The sequence below is a fragment of the Jatrophihabitans lederbergiae genome (assembly GCF_031845305.1).
In the GTDB taxonomy this organism is placed as follows: Bacteria; Actinomycetota; Actinomycetes; order Mycobacteriales; family Jatrophihabitantaceae; genus Jatrophihabitans_A; species Jatrophihabitans_A lederbergiae.
The window spans coordinates 64,614-82,163 of sequence record NZ_JAVREH010000009.1; the positions used below are offsets into that span (position 1 = coordinate 64,614).

A 17,550-nucleotide genomic window follows, 5' to 3' on the forward strand; every position below is an offset into this window, starting at 1 on the left:
GCAGGCCGCCGGCCTAGAGCATCACGTCTCCGCCGTTGGGACCCAGGGTCTGGCCGACGTAATACGAGCCGTCGGCCGAGGCGAGCAGCACCGCGGTCGGTGTCACCTCATCCACTGTGCCGAAGCGGCCTATCGGCAGCTCGGCGAGCTTCGCGCTGCGCCACTGTTCGGTCTCGCTGTCGAGTAGCGGGGTCTGGATGGGTCCGGGCGCGATGGCGTTCACCAGCACGCCACGGCGGGAAACCTCTCGGGCCAGGGCCTTCGTCAAGCCGATGACGCCGGCCTTGCTCGCCGAGTAGTGCGCCACCGCCCCGCCGCCGATCTGCCCCAGCTGCGAGGCGATGTTGATGATCCGGCCGTCGCCCCGCTCCAGCATCTGCCCGATCAGGGCGCGGGTGCAGAGAAACGTTCCGCGCAGGTTGGTGTTCACCACACGGTCCCAGTCCGCCACCGGCATGTCCGCCAGCAGCGACTCGGTGAAGATGCCGGCGTTGTTGACCAGGATGTCCACCCGACCGAACGTGGCCAAGGCCTGATCGGCCATCGCCCGCACGCTGGCCTCGTCGGAGACGTCGGTGCGCACGTACAGCGCCTGCCGTCCGGTGTCCCTGATCCCGGCGAGCACCTCGGCGGCATCGGCTTCCGGCGCCAGGTCGGCGACCACGATGTCGGCCCCCTCGCGGGAGAACGCGGTAGCGATACCTGCTCCGATGCCCGACGCTGCACCGGTGACGACGGCGACCCGCGCGTCCAGCTTGTTCATCCGCGAGCCACCGCGCCGGCCAGCGGAGCCGGCTCGGTAACCACCTGTTCGCCCTCGACGTTGATCACTGCCGCTCCTGACCGATCTGGCATTCTCGCACGTCTGATAAGCAGCAGATATATCAGACGAGAGGGCCGAAGGCGATGCCGCGAGCTAGTTTGGGCCGAGGTTGCCATCGCAAACCGGTAGGTTCACCCCAGCGACGGCAGTTCCCTGGTTCGGCTCGCGGCACCAGCTAGCATGCATTGATGGACGACGGCGAGCGCGGCCTCAGCCGGCTGCCACCGGTGCGGTACTACGTCAAGGTCACCGTTGCGGTGCTGCTCACCCTGCTTGCGGCATACGGCGTCTACCGCGCCCGCTCGATCCTGGTGCTGATCTTCCTCGGCCTGTTCCTCGCAGTCGGGTTGGAACCGGTGATCCAGCGGCTGGAGCGCCGTGGCATCCGCCGCGGGTTCTGCGTGCTCGCCTTCGGCCTGCTGATCGGCGCGCTGCTCGTGGGACTGGTCTTCCTGGTGCTCGCGCCGGCGACCGGAGAAGTCACCGATTTCGTCAGCTCGGTGCCCGATCTGCTGACCCGGCTGAACGAACGCCTGGCCGGCACGTCGGTCGGCGACTACCTGAATCAGGGCAACGTCCAGCAGCGGATCCAGAGCGGCCTGTCCTCGGTGCTGGAAAGGTCGGCCAGCGGCATCTTCGGCATAGTCGGCGGGCTGATCTCGGCCGTCTTCACCGCCGTCACGCTGTTCATCCTGACGGTGTACTTCATGCTTGCCATGCCGAGATTGCGCGATGGCCTGGACCGGATCCTGGCCACCGACGAGCGGCGGGCCGTGCTCGACGAGTCCCTGAGCAAGGTCGGCGGTTACGTGACCGGCCAGCTGGCGATCTGCGCGTGCGCGGGGGTGGCGTCCTATATCGCGCTGGAACTCATCGGCGTGCCGTACCCGGCCCTGCTGGCCATCGTCATCACGGTGCTCGACGCGGTGCCGCAGGTCGGCGCGACCATCGGCGCGGTGCTGGCGGTGCTGGTCGCCCTGACCGCCAGCATCCCGGCTGCCCTGATCGCGTTGGTCTACTTCGTCCTGTATCAGCAACTGGAGAACTACCTGATCGCGCCACGGGTCTTCTCGCGGACGATCGCGCTCACCCCGCTGGCGTCGTTGCTGGCGGTGCTGGTGGGCGCGGCCCTGGCCGGGGTCGTCGGCGCCATCGTGGCGCTTCCGATGACGGCGGCAGGATCGACGATCTTTCGCAACACCTCGGCCGGTCGCAGCCTGCTGCGCGACGATGCGCGCACACCGTGAACGAGACCTGGCCTCGCATAGGCGGCTGAGCACTTCTCGCACCGGCTTTGCTCACCTCTGCGGACTGCTGCGATCATAGAGCTGTGTTCGAGGACTTCACCGAATGGCGTCGGGACGTCGGCAGCGGCGTGCTGCTACACGGCCGCAGCGGCGGGAACGGTCCGCCGGTGCTGCTCTTGCACGGCCACCCGCGCACCCACACGACCTGGCACCGGGTCACGCCGTTGCTGGTCGACGCCGGCTACAGCGTTGTGTGCCCGGACCTGCGTGGCTACGGCCAGTCGTCCAAGCCGCCGACAACGCCCGATCACGCCCCGTACTCCAAGCGGGCGATGGCAGCTGACGGGGTGAGCTTGATGCGAGGGCTCGGCCATGCCCGCTTCGCCGTGGTGGGCCATGACCGTGGCAGCTACGTCGCGATGCGAATGGCCCTGGACTCCCCCGACTCGGTCAAGGCGCTTGCTGTGCTCGATTGCGTGCCGATCGGTGAGGCGTTGGCCCGAGCCGATGCCACCTTCGCCGCGGCGTGGTGGCACTGGTTCTTCTTCGCCCAGCCCGAGAAGCCCGAGCGTGCGATCCTCGCCGACCCCGATCGGTGGTATGGCGGAGACCCGGACCACATGGGAATCGAGAACTACCGCGACTACCGGCGGGCGATCCACGATCCGGCGACCGTGCGGGCCATGCTGGAGGACTACCGCGCGGGCCTCGGGGTCGACCGAGAGGCCGATGACGCCGACCAGGCGGCCGGCCACCGCATCAGCTGCCCCACGTTGGTCGCCTGGTCGGCGCGGGACGATCTCGAGATGCGCTATGGCGACGTGCTCGACATCTGGCGCCGGTGGGCGGTCGACGTGCGTAGCGCGGTGATCGACAGCGGTCACCACATGGCCGAAGAAGCGCCCGAGCAACTGGCCGGCGAGCTTGTCAGGTTTCTGTCGGCCAGTGCGCCTTGATGAAACTCCGGCCAGCGGCCGACTGCCCGTTCGGCGAAACCAGCCGTTCGCGGCTCGCTCGTTTCGAGAAGTGGAGTCAGCAGGCCGACAACCCCCAGCTTGTCCAGGTCGATCATGACCGAGCGCAGCCGGCGTGCCAGCTCGACGTCGGGTGCCAGTCGACCGAACACGTCAGGCAGACCGATCCCCCGCTCCGGCCCGCTCCGCAGCGCCTCGGACGCCGCGCGCAACTCCGCCGCCCGAGGATCGTGGACGGTGATCGGCGCGCCGCTGAGGTCGATCCCCCGCGCATAGCGCAGCCAGGCACCGGTGACCACGGTCAGCAGCCGGCACGGCTGTCCGCTCGCGCTTGCCTGCAGAAGCGAGGGCAACAGGTAGTTCGGCATCTTCGTGGAGCCCCGGCGACACAGCCGTGACAGCTGGTCGCCGATCGCCGGGTTGCTGAAGCGTTCGATCAGGCTTCGCTGGTACCTCCACAGATCCATGCCCGGTAGATCACCCGGTAGCAACGGCGCGATCTCGACCCGCATCAACTGCCGGACGAATGCCGCGATCACCGGATCGGCCATCGCCTGGTCCGTGCGTTCGTAGCCGGCGAGTGTGCCGAGGTAACCGAGCGCGCAATGGGTGCCGTTCAGCATCCTGGTCTTGATCAGCGTGTACGGCTTCACGTCCTCGACGAAGCGGACGCCCACCTCGTCCAGCGGTGGCCGGGTAGTGCTGAAGTCGTCCTCGATGACCCACTGGGTGAAGGGCTCGGTGATCACGGGGCAGCGATCGGCCACCGCGAACTCGCCCTGAATCCGCTCGCGATCCTCGGACGTGATCGAGGGCGTGATCCGGTCCACCATGCTGTCGGGAAAGCTGACGTTCCGCTCGATCCACTCCGCAAGTTCGTCGTTGCGGCTCCGCGCGATGCCGAGAACCGCTCGTTCGGCCGTCGCTCCGCTGTCGGGCAGGTTGTCACACGGCAGCACCGTGAAACCCGCCACGCCGGCCGTTCTGCGCAGCTCCAGGGCATCCACCAGAACCTCGAACAGCGAGTCGGGCGCCGCGGACTGGCTGTCGTCCAGGGCGTAGCCGTCACCGGTGATGGTCAGCGTCACCAGCCGGGTGCGTGGATCGCTGAGCCGATTTCGTACGGCGTCTGCCTGGTCCGCCAGCAGCAGGTGCTCCGCGAGCACGCCGATCACCCGCGCCGCGCTTTCGTCGGCGCCGCGCGTCACGACGGTGAACAACCGATCCTGAGCGCGCAGCGCCGCGGCCAGCTCCCGGTTCGAGATGCCGACGCCGACGACCCCCCACTCGGAGTTGCCGCGCCGCGCGAGCTCGTCGAAGTACACGGCCTGGTGCGCCCGGTGAAAGCCACCGACGCCCAGATGCACCACGGCGGGAACCAGACCGGCGCGGTCATAGCCGGGAACCGCGACATTCCCCGGCAGCTCCGCGAGGGTGGCGTCGGTCAGGGGTACAGCGGGCAGGGGTACCGCGGACGCGGGCACACCAGGCGGCGGTGGATCAAGAAGGTGGGTCACGGATACCTCCCGAAGCGAAGCGCTGGTCGCCCTGGGCGTCCCGCGGAACCGGTATGTCTGTGGCCAGCTCATCGACCGCGAAGACCCAACGTGTGCTGACGCTACCTGGTCGCGCCAGGGCGGCGACCACTGCGCCGCGGGGATACGACGCCAGGGACGGCCGTCATGCCCGCCCGCAGCTGACCCGGCTCATCGTGCTAGGCATGGTGTATCGCTCACGGACGCGCCGTCGGCAACGCCACATCTGGAGGACTATGTGACTCAGACATTGCATCCACGCCCGCAGTTCGCCCGAGCGCGGTGGACCGATCTCTGCGGTAGCTGGGAATTCGGGTATGACGATTCCGACGTCGGACGCGCGCAGCGGTGGCCCGAGCGGAACGACGTCTTCTCGCTGCGGATCCAGGTGCCCTACCCGCCGGAATCGGAGCTGAGCGGAATCGGGGACCGGTCGTTCCACCCGATCGTCTGGTACCGCCGCACGTTCTCGGCGTCGGTTGTCCCCGGTGAACGGTTGCTGCTGCACTTCGGCGCCGTGGATTACCGCGCCGAGGTATGGGTGAACGGTCATTTCGTCGTCCGGCACGAGGGCGGCCACACGCCCTTCACCGCCGACGTGACACAGGCGCTGCTACCCGACCGTGAGCAGGTGGTCGTGGTGCGGGCCGAGGACCTGCCGATGGATCCCAGTCAGCCACGGGGCAAACAGGATCTCGAAGAGCACCCGCACAAGATCTGGTATCACCGGACGACCGGAATCTGGCAGCCGGTGTGGCTGGAGCCGGTTCCGGATAGCCGGATCAACAGCGTGCGGTGGAATACCGAAATCGACCGCGGCGCGATACGGGGCTCCTTCAACCTGCTGGGCGTCGCCGCCGGGTCGCGGTTGCGAGTCGCGGTGTCGCTGCGCGGTGAGTTGCTCGCCGACGACACGTACACCATCACCGACACCGCGGGCCGAGAAGGACTGACCCGCGAAGTGCTGCTGCCACGAGCGCAGATGGGTCTGGACCGCGAGCGCTGGCTGTGGTCGCCGGAGACGCCGAACCTGATGGACATCACGCTGACGCTGACCGGCAGCGACGGTGAGGATCTCGATTCGGTCGAGAGCTACTTGGGATTCCGGTCCGTGGGCACCTCGGCGAACCGGTTCACGCTCAATGATCGCCCCTACCATCTGCGCCTGGTCCTGGCCCAGGGCTACTGGCCGCAGTCCCATCTCGCAGCCCCCTCGCCGGAGGCACTGCGGCGCGAGGTCGAGTTGGTGAAGGAACTCGGGTTCAACGGGATCCGGTTGCATCAGAAGGTGGAGGACCCTCGCTTCCTGTACTGGTGCGATCGGCTGGGACTGGCCGTCTGGGCGGAACTGCCCGCGGCGTACGGCTGGTCTGACACCGCTGTCCTACGTGGTACCCGCGAGTGGCTCGAGGTGCTCGAACGCGACCTCAGCGTTCCGAGCATCGTCACCTGGGTGCCGGTCAACGAGAGCTGGGGCGTCCCGGCTCTCCAAACCGATCCCCGGCAGCGGGCGTACGTGCAGGCCATGTACTCGATGGCCAAGGCGCTCGACGGAAGCCGACCGGTCGTCGGCAATGACGGCTGGGAGCACGCCGCGACCGACATGATCACGATCCATGACTACGCAGGCGAGGGCGCGACCCTGCTCGAACGCTATGGCGACGCCGAAGCGGTACGGCGGTCGCTGAAGGAGGTGCAGCCCTACTACCGGCCGGTCCTGCTTCCCAGCGTGGTGCTCGAACACCAGCCGATCCTGCTCACGGAGTTCGGTGGGATCAGTTACCAGGCAGGCGAGGACTTCTGGAACGGCTACGGCACCGCACAGGATGAAGAGGATTTCGTCCGGCGGTATCGGAGCCTGCTCGACGCCGCGCTCGCCAGCACCGCCCTTGCCGGGTTCTGCTATACCCAGCTGACCGATACCGAACAGGAGCGCAACGGGCTGCTCACCGAGGACCGGCAACCCAAGGCCGACCCAGCGATCCTGCGCGCGATAACCCGCCGGTTCGCGGCCGCGGTTCCAGGCGATGTCGTGTACGGCAACCAGAGCGCCGCCCGCCAGATCACGCCGGAATCCTGACGGCGGTCCGTTAACCGTCGAGGCTTCGGCGGTTGGCACCTGCATAGCGTCCCGAGTGGCTGAGCCGAAGTGCGCCGTTGGTCCGCTAATGTGCTGCTCATGTGGAAAAACCCGCTCCTTCGCCTCTGTGCCGCCGGCTGCGGCGCTGTCCTGCTCGCCGGTTGTGGTGGCTCGTCCAAGACCTCGTCCACGAGCACCTCAACCGTTCCGACCAACTCACCGATGACCAGTTCGGCAGCCGGCTCGAGCCAATCAGCCGGCGCGAGCGAATCAGCCGCCTCCAGTAGCGCGACATCGCCGGCGAGCAGTCCGCCGTCCACCGCGCCAGCCATGGCCGCACAGCTGAAGAAGATGGTTCTGCAGCCGCAGGATCTGCCCGCCGGCTGGAAGGGCACGCCCTACCAGGCCCAGGCCGGCCAGGCCAGTGACGACGCGGCGTTGAGCAAGTGCGTCGGCGGCCGCGACACCCAGCACGACAAGGTGGCCGAGGCGCACTCGGCCGATTACACAATGGGCAATGGGATGATCTCGTCGTCAGCCACCAGTTACCGGTCGCAGAGCGACATCGACGCCGACGTCGAGATGCTGCACAACCGCAAGCTCGAAGGTTGCCTGGAGCAGATGGTGAAGAAAAATCTCGCCACCTCCCTGCCCGCCGGCAGCAAGGTCGAGGCCGCCTCGATCAAGATCACCCCGGGCTCAGCCGGCGGACCGTCCAACGTCGTGGCCACCGGCACGGGCATCGTGAAGCTCAGCGCCAACCGTCAGCGGGCCGCGGTGTATCTCACCTTCGCCTTCATCACCGGCCCGCTGATAGAAGCAGACGTCCAGACCGAGACCCTCGGTGCGCCATTGCCGGCATCGATGCTGAAGTCGCTAGTGGCGTCGGTGGCCGGCCGCGCCGCGAAGGGATAATCCGCCCCCGGCGTGATTGCGTTATGCGAGGGATCGATGGCGGACGCCATTCAGAGCCGGACCTTCTGAGATCGCGCCGGCGCGGTGTGGCGGATGGGCGTGATCAGTCCACGCGACCTTCGATGTACGCCCCCTCACCGGACGCCTGCTCGGACTTCAGTCCTCGTGACGCGACGAGGACGCAGACCATCGGGACGAGCAGCAGGACGGGCGAGAGCCGGGGCAGGTGGTCGACGAGAACGGCCCCGACGGCTGCGCCGACGATGAGTGCGAGAAGCACCTGGGTACTGGCCAGCAGGGTTCGGGCCGGTTTGCGGGCGGCGACAGCGCTGATGAGGCTGGTGAGGGTGCCGGTCAGGTAGGTCGAGGACAGTCCGGGAACGCCGAATCGCTGGATCGCGCTGCCTTGTATGCCCAGCGCCGCGGCGGCCAGCATGAGCAGCGCGCGGGCTGCGATGGCTGACCGGTCCTCGGCCGTGATTTCCCACAGGACGAGGAACGCGCTGAGGACAAGCAGCTCCGCCGCCAGCGCCCGGGTGACCTGGCGGGGCCAGACAGGGTCGCTGGGGTGGGCCGTTCCGGCGATGTGAGCGCCGACCAGGACACCGATGATATAGCTGATGATCGCGGCACCGGAGTTGACTGCGAGGGTGGCTTCGGCGTGGCCGACGGACAGGCCGAGCAGCACCATGTTGCCGGTCATGACGCTGGAGAACGCACCGCCCAGGGCGAGGAATCCGGTCGCGTCGGCGGCGCCGGTGAGGAACGTCAGCACGACGACCAGAGCGTGCCGACGACGCAGCAGAAGCTTCTGGCGAGAGTTCGGTGCCGGCAGGACCCCTTGCGACGCGACCCCTTGCGGCGCGACCCCTTGCGGCGCGACCCCTTGCGGCTGGGGCGGATCCGGTAGCGCCGCCGTCGTCCGGGTCGCTGACTGGGCGGCGGTTGAGGGTGCGCGGGAACTGTCCGCCTTGTCGATCACGGTGGTCAGTCCTTGTCGAGGGTGTCCAGCGCGGCGGTGGAAGCCGCGTCGACGTGTGCCATGGCAGCGGCTTCGGCCGCATCAGGATCACCGGCCTCGATGGCGTCGACGAGACGGATGTGCTCGACCCACGAATGCGGCGCCCGATGCGCGGCACCCATCCGAAACACCCACTGCACATGCAGATACAACGCACTGGCCATCGCCGAGAGCCACCGGTTGCCACTGATATCGATGACCTTGAGGTGCAACTGACTGTTCAACTCCGCGACCCGGGCGAACTGCACCTGATCAGTGGCCTGCCGGGCAGCATCCAGCAACTCCCGCAGCACGACCACATCAGCCGCCGAGGCACGCTCGGCGGCCAGCCGCGCAGCCAGGGTCTCCAACCGCTGCCGCACCGCGAACATATCCGCGATCGTGGTCGCATCCGGTGAGGCAACCACCGCACCCCGGCGCGGCACCATCACCACGAACCCCTCGGCCTGCACCACCCGCAACGCCTCACGTACCGGATTACGCGAAACCCCGAAATCCTCAGCGAGCCGATCCTCGGTCAGCCGTTCACCGGGAGCATAATCACCATTGACGATCCGCTGCCGCAACGCGACCAACACCTGATCACGTAACGGCACATCCTGCGCCCCAATGGTGTCTCCTGCCTGGGCAACCACGCCGAGGACCTCCTCCATCGCTACCTCCCACACGCATAACCCTGCATACCGCGAGGGTTGGCCGCCGCCGCGACGATGCCCGTGCCGGGATTTCGCGAGACCGCGCACATCCGACCGAGACTCCATGGCCCAGCCAGCTGCACCTTATGCCCCCTGCCCCCCAACCCCGACAGCACATCCCCGCCCAACCGATCCTCGACCACCAGCACCGCCGGCTCGACCTCGCGGGGATAGAAGGATCCGGGAAAGCTGGTGGTGTGCCAGGTCGGAGCGTCGATCGCCTCCTGCAGTGACTGGCCGCCGATCAGGTGGCGCAGCAGAAACAGCAACTGCCACTGCTCCTGCTGGTCACCCCCGGGCGAACCGCACGCGAGTACGGGCCGGCCGTCCCGGTGCACCATCGTCGGGGTCAGGGTGGTCCGCGGTCGCCGTCCGGGTGCCAGGGAGGAGGCCAGGCCCTCTTCCAGCCAGAACATCTGCAACCGGCTGCCCAGGGGGAACCCCAGCTCAGGAATCGTCGGCGAGCTCTGCAGCCATCCGCCGCTCGGGGTCGCCGAGATCATGTTGCCCCACCGGTCCACCACGTCCACGTGACAGGTGTCGCCCCGGGTGACCCCGTTGGCATCGACCGTCGCCTCCCCCGCATCACCGCGGGTGTCGACGGTCGGCTCGCCGACGGTGGCGTCACGTGGCGCGCCCTCTCGCTGCGCCCGCTCGCGCAAGTGGGCCGCGATCTTCGGCTCGCGCCCGTCCGGGCTGCCCGGGCGCACGTCACCCGAGGCCCGGTCCCCGATCAGGGCGGCACGCTCGGCGGCATAGCCGGCGGACAGCAGCGTCTTCAGCGGCACGTCATAGCCGTCGCCGTACCAGGCCTCCCGGTCGGCGAAGGCCAGCTTCAGCGCTTCGGCGATCGGGTGAATGCCTTGCACTGTCGAGGGATCCAACGCCGCCGGGTCATCCAGCGCGTCGAGGATGGTAAGGGTCTGCAGCAGTGCCGGGCCCTGGCCCCAGGGCTGAATCTTGGACACCGTCACGCCGTGCCAGTCCAGGGTGACCGGCTCCTCCCAGCTCGCCTCGAAGCCGGCCATGTCCGCACCGGTCAGCACGCCCGGATGAGCCTGCCCACTGGAATCACGGAACGGGCGCCGGGAGAACTTCTCGACAGCCTCGGCGACGAATCCCTGGCTCCAGGCGCGGCGCGCGCCCTCGATCTGCGTCTCGCGGCTCGGACCGGTGGCGCGACCCTCGTCCACGAGACGCCGCAACGTCTGCGCGTAGGCGGGGTTGGCGAACAGCGATCCGGGCTCCGGCGCACTTCCGTCGCGCAACCACAGCTCTGCCGAGGTGGTCCAGTCGCTCTCGAACAGTTCCTGGACGCTGGAAACTGTCGCGCAGACCCGCTCCCCGATCGGATGGCCACTCGCCGCATAGCTGATCGCCGGTTCCAGCACCTCCTGCAGCGTCTGGGTTCCGTGGTCGCGCAGCAGCAGTAGCCAGGCGTCGACCGCACCGGGTACTGCCGCTGCCAGCGGCCCCGACCCCGGTATCAGCTCGAAGCCCATCGAAGTGAAGTGCTCGATCGTCGCGCCGGCGGGTGCCGGTCCCTGCCCGGCCAGCACCCGTGGCGTCGGGTCCTCGGCCGTGGCGATGATCGCCGGCACCTCACCGCCGGGACCGTTCAGGTGCGGCTCCACCACGTGCAGCACGAAGCCCGCGGCCACGGCGGCGTCGAAGGCGTTGCCGCCGCGCTCCAACACCCGCATCGCCGTCTGGGACGCTATCCAGTGCGTCGATGACGCCATACCGAAGGTGCCCTGCAAGGTCGGGCGGGTGGTGAACGTCATGTCCTGCTCTCTGCGGGGTTGTCGGTGCGGATATCGGGGCCGGTCCCGTCCGGGTGGACGAAGTGGCAGGCGGCGTTGCCGTCGCCGATCGGGGTGAACGCGGGAACCTCGGTGCGGCAGCGCTCCACCGCAAGCGGGCACCTGGTGTTGAAGCGGCAACCCGGTGGTGGATCCATCGCGGACGGCAGGTCATCGCCCAGCAGCACCGGCTTGCGCACGCGCTGGCGCGGCGGGTCGGCGATCGGCGCGGCAGCCAGCAGGGCCTGGGTGTACGGATGGGCCGGACGTGCGAACACCCTTTCCCGTGAGCCCTGCTCGACGAGCTGGCCGAGGTACATCACGGCGATGGTGTCGGCCAGGTACTCCACGGCGGAGAGGTCGTGGGTGATGAACAGACAGGCGAAGCCGATGTCGCGTTGCAGATCCGCCAGCAGGTTCAGCACCGATGCCTGGACGGACACGTCCAGGGCGCTGGTCGGCTCGTCGGCGATCAGCAGGGTGGGCGAGGACACCAGGGCGCGCGCGATGCTCACGCGTTGACGCTGGCCACCGGACAGCTCGTGCGAGTAGCGCCTGGCCACCTCGGCACGCAGGCCGACCCGGCCGAGTTCTTCGGCGATCCGCGCCTCACGGTTCCGGCGGGACAGCCGGCCCTGCAGCCGCAGCGGTTCGCCCACGACGTCGCCCACCAGCATCCGAGGATCCAGCGATCCGGCCGGGTCCTGAAAGATGATCGAGACGTCCTTGCGGTGCTTGCGCAGTCGCCGCCGGGACAGGTGCGTGACGTCGGTCCCGCCGATGCGCACGGTTCCCGACGTGGGCTCCAGCAGCCGCACGATGCAGCGGCCGACCGTCGACTTTCCGGACCCGCTCTCGCCCACCAGTGCCATCACCTGGCCCTTGCGGATGCTCAGCGACACCCCGTCGACGGCCTGCACCGGACCGAAGTGCATCACCAGGTCCTCGAGTTCGAGTGCCAGGTCCCGGTCAGTCATGCGCGTGCCGCCTCTCGGGTGTCCGCGGACGTGCCGCGGGGATGCCAGCAGGCCATCAGGTGGTCCGGTCGCACGGCCTCGGCGGCATGCGCGGCGGACAGCGCCGGTTGCCTGGTCACGCACTGGGTGTCGGCGGCCGGGCAGCGATCGGCGAAGGTGCAGGCGTCCGGCTGGCTGGACAGCACCGGGACCAGACCCGGAATCTCCTGCAAGCGCTCGCTACCGGCATGCCGCCCGGACGTGGGAGAGGCGGCGAGCAGACCGGAGGTGTAGTGGTGCCGGGGATGTGCGAACAGCTCGTCCACCTCGGCTCGCTCGACGACGCGGCCGGCGTACATGACCACCACCCGGTCGGCGACGTCGGCGATGACACCGAGGTCATGGGTGATGATCAGGATGCTGGTGCCCAACCGGTCCCGCAATTCCCTGAGCACGTTGAGGATTCCGGCCTGTACGGTCACGTCCAGGGCGGTGGTGGGCTCGTCGGCGACCAGCACCTTGGGGCCACAGGCCACCGCCATCGCGATCATCACCCGCTGGCGCATGCCGCCGGAGAGCTGGTGCGGATAGTTGTCGACCCGCTGCTTCGGCGACGGGATGCCCACCAGCGTCAGCAGTTCGATGGCACGTGCCCGACCCGCCTTGCGCGACAGCCCCTCGTGCACCTGCAGCACCTCGGCGATCTGGCGGCCCACCGTCAGCACCGGGTTGAGCGAGCTCATCGGCTCCTGGAAGATGTAGGCGATGCTCTTGCCCCGAGCGGCGCGCAGCACCGACTCCGGCGCTCCGATCAGCTCGGTGCCGAGCAACCGGACGGACCCCTCGATCCGGGCACTGCGCGGTAACAAACCCGTCAGACTCATCGCGGTCACGCTCTTGCCGCAACCGGATTCGCCGACGATGCCGACGATCTCACCCGGTGCCAGGTTCAGCTCCACCCGGTCGACGGCCGATACGGTGCCGCTCTCGGTGGCGAACGTGACGGAGAGGTCGCGGACCTGCAGCACGGGTGCTGTTCCCTGCTCGGCCGGTGCCCGGGTGGAGGCGGACGCGGTCATTCCCGGCTTCCCTTCGGGTCGAGAGCGTCGCGCAGGCTGTCGCCGAACACGTTGAATGCCAAAGCCAGCACCATGATCGCAATACCAGGCAGAATTGCCGCCCAGGGTGCCCGTGCGGCGAACTGCTGAGCGGTGGCCAGCATCGTTCCGAGGCTCGGTGCCGGCGGCTGGATGCCCAGCCCCAGGAAGGAGAGCACCGCCTCGCCCAGGATGGCCGCGGGAATGGCGACCGTCGCCTGCACGAGGATGACCGAGGTGGCGTTGGGCAGCACATGGCGCCGCAGCACCCAGAAGTCACCGGCTCCGTCCACCACGGCCGCCGCGACGAAGTCCAGCGACTTCAGCCGCAGGGTGTCCGAGCGGACCACCCGGATCACGCCGGGGATCTGGGCGATGCCGATGGCCACCGCGGCGTTGCCCAGGCTGGCGCCACGAATTGCTGCCAGACCGACCGCCAGGATCAGGAACGGAAACGCCAGCAGCAGATCGGTGAGCCGCGAGATGACCGCGTCCACCGCGCGGAAGTAACCCGCGGCCAGACCCAGCGGCACACCGATCAGCAGGGCGGTCGCCACGGCGAGCAGGCCCACCTCCAACGACGCCCGTAGCCCCAGGATGATCCGCGACAGGACGTCACGGCCGAGGTCGTCCGTCCCCAGCAGGTGGCCGGGCGTGCCCGGTTGGGCGAAGACGTGCGAGAAGTCCGTCTGCTCCGGCGCGTACGGCGCCAGCCACGGCGCCAGGATGGCGATCATCAGGGCGATCGCCAGCACTGTGAAGCTGATGACGGCCAGCGGGTTGCGCCGCAACCGCCGGATGACGCGGGCACGGCGGCTGGCGTCACGCCGGACCTTCGGCGCGGTCACGGCGACAGCGCTTGTCATGCGGCACCAGCTCCGACCCGGATGCGGGGGTCGATCAGCGAGTACAGCAGATCGACCAGGAAGTTGATCACGATGTAGGCGGTCGCCGTCACCAGGACGACGGCCTGGATGACGGGATAGTCGCGCTGGAACACCGCGTCGATCGTCATCTTGCCGATCCCGGGCAGGCCGAAGATCTGCTCGGTCACCACGGCGCCCGAGATCAGCGCGCCGAGCTGTAGACCCACGATCGTGACGACGACGATGAGGCTGTTGCGCAGGGCATGCCGGCTGATCACCACTCGCGGCTTGAGCCCCTTCGCCTTGGCGGTACGGACGTAGTCGGCCGACAGCGAGTCGAGCATCGAGGACCGGGTCTGACGCATGATCACCGCGGACAGCCCGATGCCGAGGATGACCGTGGGCAGGACGATGTGGTGCAGGTTGTCCACCGGGTTGCTGGACAACGGCACGAAGCCGGACGCCGGGAACAGCCCCGTCGCCACCGACAGGTAGAGGATCGCCACCAGTCCGAGCCAGAAGTTCGGCACGGACAGCCCGATCAGCGCCACGGCGTTGGCGACCCACTCGGGTGCGCGGCCCCGGTGCACGGCGGCGGTGACACCGGCGCCGACGCCGACCAGGGATGCGAACACGATGGCCAGCGCTGCGAGCTCGAAGGTCACCGGAAGCGCCGTCCGCAGCATGGACGTCACGCTGGTACCGGTACGGATCGACGTACCGAGATTGCCCTGCACCGCGTTGGTGAGATAGCGCCAGAACTGGACGGGTAACGGCTGGTCCAGGCCGTACTGGTGGCGGATGGCCGCGAGCACCGCCGGCGACCGGTCCTCCCCCGCGAGGGCGAGGGCCGGGTCGCCGGGAAGCGCGCGTACCCCGAGGAACACCACCACCGTGGCCAGGAACAGCGTCAGCAGCGACTGCCAGGCCCGGTGAAAGAGGTAGCGGGACATAACTGCTACTTGCCGTAGCCCGCGAAGCCGACCCGGATCACGCCGTCGGGAAAGACCTGAACGCCCTTGATCTTGTTGGCCACGCCGGTCAGGTTGCGCTGGCGGTACAGGTAGATGATCGGGTCTGCCTCCTGCACCTTGGCCACCGCCTGGCCGTAGAGGTCACGGCGCTTGGCGATGTCCGTGGTCTGACGAGCCTGCTCCAGCAGCGTGTCCAGTGCCGGGTCGTTGTAGCCGGCGACGTTCTGGCTGCCCCCGGTGCCGACGAAGTTGGTGATGTTGGCGTCCGGGTCGATCCGGCCGGACCAGCCCAACTGCAGCAACTCGAAGTTGCCGGCATCCTGCTGGTCCAGCAGGGACGCATACTCCACGGGCTTGATCTGCAGGTTGAACCCGCCGTCCTTCACCATGGACTGCAGCGCCTGGGCCAGCCGCAGGCTGTCCGGGTTGTTCGAGGTGATCATCGAGATCGGGAACGGCGTCTGCACGCCTGCTTCCTTCAGCAGTTCCTTGGCCTTGCCGGGGTCGTGCTGCGTGCAGGTCTGAGCCTGCGGTGACGAGAACTCGCTGATCGGCGAGATAGCCGAGCAGGCGGGGTCGAACATCCCGTTGAAGACGACCTTGACGAGGCCGGCACGGTCGATCGAGTACTCGAAGGCCTTGCGCACGCGCGCGTCCAGCGCGGTGGGACGGTTGATCTTCTCAGCCGGCGTGCCGACGCCCTTGACGTTGCCGACGTTGAAGCTCACGCCCTGGTATCCCAGCGACGGTGACTGCAGCACCGTCAGCGAGCCGTCCTTCTGCAGGTTGGGAACGTCCTGCGGGGACAGGCTGTCGGCCACCTGCACGTCACCGGAGCGCAGGTTGGCCGCCCGGATGCTGGCGTCGGTGATGATGTGATACGAGATCGAGTCGAGGTGCACGTTGGCGGCGTCGTAGTAGTTCGGGTCCTTCACCAGATCGATCGAGTTCTGCGGCACCCGCTTGGAGAACTTGAACGGTCCTACACACACCGGCGCGCTGGCGAACTTGGCACCCAGCCTCTTCGTCGCGGTGGGGCTCAGGATCATGCCGGCGCGGTCGGTCAACGCGGCCGTGAGCGGGGCGAACGGCGTCTTGAGGTGGACGACGACGGTGCTGGCATCGGGGGCGTCCACCGAGCTGATCGGACCCAGTTCGCTCTTGCGGCCGGAGGCGGTCAGCGTCAGGTTGCGCTCGAAGGTGGCCTGCACCGCGGCGGCGTTGAAGGGCGTGCCGTCGGCGAACCTGACGTTCTGACGAACCAGGATGGTGACCGTCTTGCCGCCGTCGGACACCTTCGGCAGGGCCGTGGCGAGTAGCGGAACGATGTGCGACTGCGCATCGGTGTCGTAGAGCTTCTGGCACATGGACGAGAACACATAGCGGGAGTAAAGGCTTCGCGACAATGTCGGGTCCAGTTGGTCGGGTTCCGCGGACAGTGCCATCACCAGCTTTCCACCGGACTTGACGTCCGTCGCGGCGGCCGGTGTTCCGAATGAGTTCGCGGTAGCCGACCCCGAGGAGCCGGAACCGCCTCCGCTGTCGGCCTGTTTCACCGACGTGCATCCGGCCGCCAGAGCGGCGGTGACCACCGCGGCCCCGACAACGGCGGCACCGCTCGGCACCCGGGCACCGACGGCTCGCAAGACTCGAACATCCACGGGAACTCCCATCTCGAAGTGGTGACTCAACCGTGAGCGTATGTTGTATACGAGTCTCAAGCAAGCTAACTCGGGCGTTAGGACACAAGCTGATACCGAAGCGGCACACCAACCCAACATCGACCGGCGAGTGGTATGAGTTCCCCGTATGCACAAGGTAAACGACAGCGGGTCACAGACTAACTCGACCGGATCACGGTGGTCAGTCCTTGTCGAGGGTGTCCAGCGCGGCGGTGGAAGCCGCGTCGACGTGTGCCATGGCAGCGGCTTCGGCCGCATCAGGATCACCGGCCTCGATGGCGTCGACGAGACGGATGTGCTCGACCCACGAATGCGGCGCCCGATGCGCGGCACCCATCCGAAACACCCACTGCACATGCAGATACAACGCACTGGCCATCGCCGAGAGCCACCGGTTGCCACTGATATCGATGACCTTGAGGTGCAACTGACTGTTCAACTCCGCGACCCGGGCGAACTGCACCTGATCAGTGGCCTGCCGGGCAGCATCCAGCAACTCCCGCAGCACGACCACATCAGCCGCCGAGGCACGCTCGGCGGCCAGCCGCGCAGCCAGGGTCTCCAACCGCTGCCGCACCGCGAACATATCCGCGATCGTGGTCGCATCCGGTGAGGCAACCACCGCACCCCGGCGCGGCACCATCACCACGAACCCCTCGGCCTGCACCACCCGCAACGCCTCACGTACCGGATTACGCGAAACCCCGAAATCCTCAGCGAGCCGATCCTCGGTCAGCCGTTCACCGGGAGCATAATCACCATTGACGATCCGCTGCCGCAACGCGACCAACACCTGATCACGTAACGGCACATCCTGCGCCCCAATGGTGTCTCCTGCCTGGGCAACCACGCCGAGGACCTCCTCCATCGCTACCTCCCACAC

At 68.0% G+C, this 17,550-nt stretch carries 15 protein-coding genes; 4 read left to right on the top strand and 11 right to left on the bottom strand.

Annotated elements, in window-relative coordinates:
- Positions 1–13 precede the first annotated feature (13 nt).
- Complete coding sequence (locus tag RM423_RS09615; RefSeq protein WP_311422804.1) at positions 14–763, bottom strand: SDR family NAD(P)-dependent oxidoreductase; 750 nt, start codon at positions 761–763, stop codon at positions 14–16.
- A 248-nt stretch (positions 764–1,011) separates the two neighbouring features.
- Between RM423_RS09615 and RM423_RS09620 the strand changes: the two genes are divergently transcribed.
- Both RM423_RS09620 and RM423_RS09625 read left to right on the top strand, forming a co-directional pair.
- Positions 1,012–2,070, top strand: a complete 1,059-nt coding sequence (locus RM423_RS09620; RefSeq protein WP_311422805.1) for an AI-2E family transporter — start codon at positions 1,012–1,014, stop codon at positions 2,068–2,070.
- Positions 2,071–2,153: 83 nt separating this feature from the next.
- Complete coding sequence (locus RM423_RS09625; protein ID WP_311422806.1) at positions 2,154–3,026, top strand: alpha/beta fold hydrolase; 873 nt, start codon at positions 2,154–2,156, stop codon at positions 3,024–3,026.
- On the opposite strand, the gene RM423_RS09630 is transcribed toward RM423_RS09625, so the two are convergent.
- Positions 2,951–4,561, bottom strand: a complete 1,611-nt coding sequence (locus RM423_RS09630; protein WP_311422807.1) for a mannitol dehydrogenase family protein — start codon at positions 4,559–4,561, stop codon at positions 2,951–2,953. The genes RM423_RS09625 and RM423_RS09630 overlap by 76 nt on opposite strands.
- Before the next feature lie 256 nt (positions 4,562–4,817).
- Between RM423_RS09630 and RM423_RS09635 the strand changes: the two genes are divergently transcribed.
- Both RM423_RS09635 and RM423_RS09640 read left to right on the top strand, forming a co-directional pair.
- Positions 4,818–6,659, top strand: a complete 1,842-nt coding sequence (locus tag RM423_RS09635) for a glycoside hydrolase family 2 protein (RefSeq protein WP_311422808.1) — start codon at positions 4,818–4,820, stop codon at positions 6,657–6,659.
- Between the two features lie 330 nt (positions 6,660–6,989).
- Positions 6,990–7,574 carry a hypothetical protein gene (locus RM423_RS09640; RefSeq protein WP_311422809.1) on the top strand — a complete coding sequence of 195 codons (585 nt, stop codon included), beginning with the start codon at positions 6,990–6,992 and terminating at the stop codon, positions 7,572–7,574.
- Between the two features lie 103 nt (positions 7,575–7,677).
- Here the strand turns inward: RM423_RS09640 and RM423_RS09645 are convergent, their stop codons facing one another.
- The 9 genes from RM423_RS09645 to RM423_RS09685 form a co-directional block, all read right to left on the bottom strand.
- Positions 7,678–8,556 (bottom strand): YoaK family protein, encoded by an 879-nt coding sequence (locus RM423_RS09645; RefSeq protein ID WP_311422810.1) that lies wholly within the window; start codon positions 8,554–8,556, stop codon positions 7,678–7,680.
- A gap of 5 nt (positions 8,557–8,561) precedes the next feature.
- Positions 8,562–9,248, bottom strand: coding sequence for a GntR family transcriptional regulator (locus RM423_RS09650; RefSeq protein ID WP_311422811.1), 687 nt, complete (start codon positions 9,246–9,248; stop codon positions 8,562–8,564).
- Between the two features lie 2 nt (positions 9,249–9,250).
- Positions 9,251–11,074 carry a gamma-glutamyltransferase family protein gene (locus RM423_RS09655; protein WP_311422812.1) on the bottom strand — a complete coding sequence of 608 codons (1,824 nt, stop codon included), beginning with the start codon at positions 11,072–11,074 and terminating at the stop codon, positions 9,251–9,253.
- Entirely contained in the window at positions 11,071–12,069 is a 999-nt protein-coding gene (locus RM423_RS09660) for an ABC transporter ATP-binding protein (protein WP_311422813.1), read from the bottom strand. The genes RM423_RS09655 and RM423_RS09660 overlap by 4 nt, the downstream gene beginning before the upstream one ends.
- Positions 12,066–13,127: an ABC transporter ATP-binding protein gene (locus RM423_RS09665; protein WP_311422814.1), complete on the bottom strand. Its 1,062-nt coding sequence runs from the start codon at positions 13,125–13,127 to the stop codon at positions 12,066–12,068. The genes RM423_RS09660 and RM423_RS09665 overlap by 4 nt, the downstream gene beginning before the upstream one ends.
- A complete protein-coding gene (locus tag RM423_RS09670; RefSeq protein WP_311422815.1) occupies positions 13,124–14,011 on the bottom strand; it encodes an ABC transporter permease in 888 nt (295 codons plus the stop codon). Before RM423_RS09670 ends, RM423_RS09665 begins: the two co-directional genes overlap by 4 nt.
- Positions 14,008–14,964, bottom strand: a complete 957-nt coding sequence (locus RM423_RS09675) for an ABC transporter permease (protein WP_311422816.1) — start codon at positions 14,962–14,964, stop codon at positions 14,008–14,010. The genes RM423_RS09670 and RM423_RS09675 overlap by 4 nt, the downstream gene beginning before the upstream one ends.
- A gap of 5 nt (positions 14,965–14,969) precedes the next feature.
- The gene (locus RM423_RS09680) at positions 14,970–16,646 is read right to left on the bottom strand and encodes an ABC transporter substrate-binding protein (RefSeq protein ID WP_311422817.1); all 1,677 of its coding nucleotides are present in this window, start codon (positions 16,644–16,646) and stop codon (positions 14,970–14,972) included.
- A gap of 202 nt (positions 16,647–16,848) precedes the next feature.
- On the bottom strand, positions 16,849–17,535 hold the full coding sequence (locus tag RM423_RS09685) for a GntR family transcriptional regulator (protein WP_311422811.1): 687 nt from the start codon (positions 17,533–17,535) through the stop codon (positions 16,849–16,851).
- Positions 17,536–17,550: the final 15 nt, after the last annotated feature.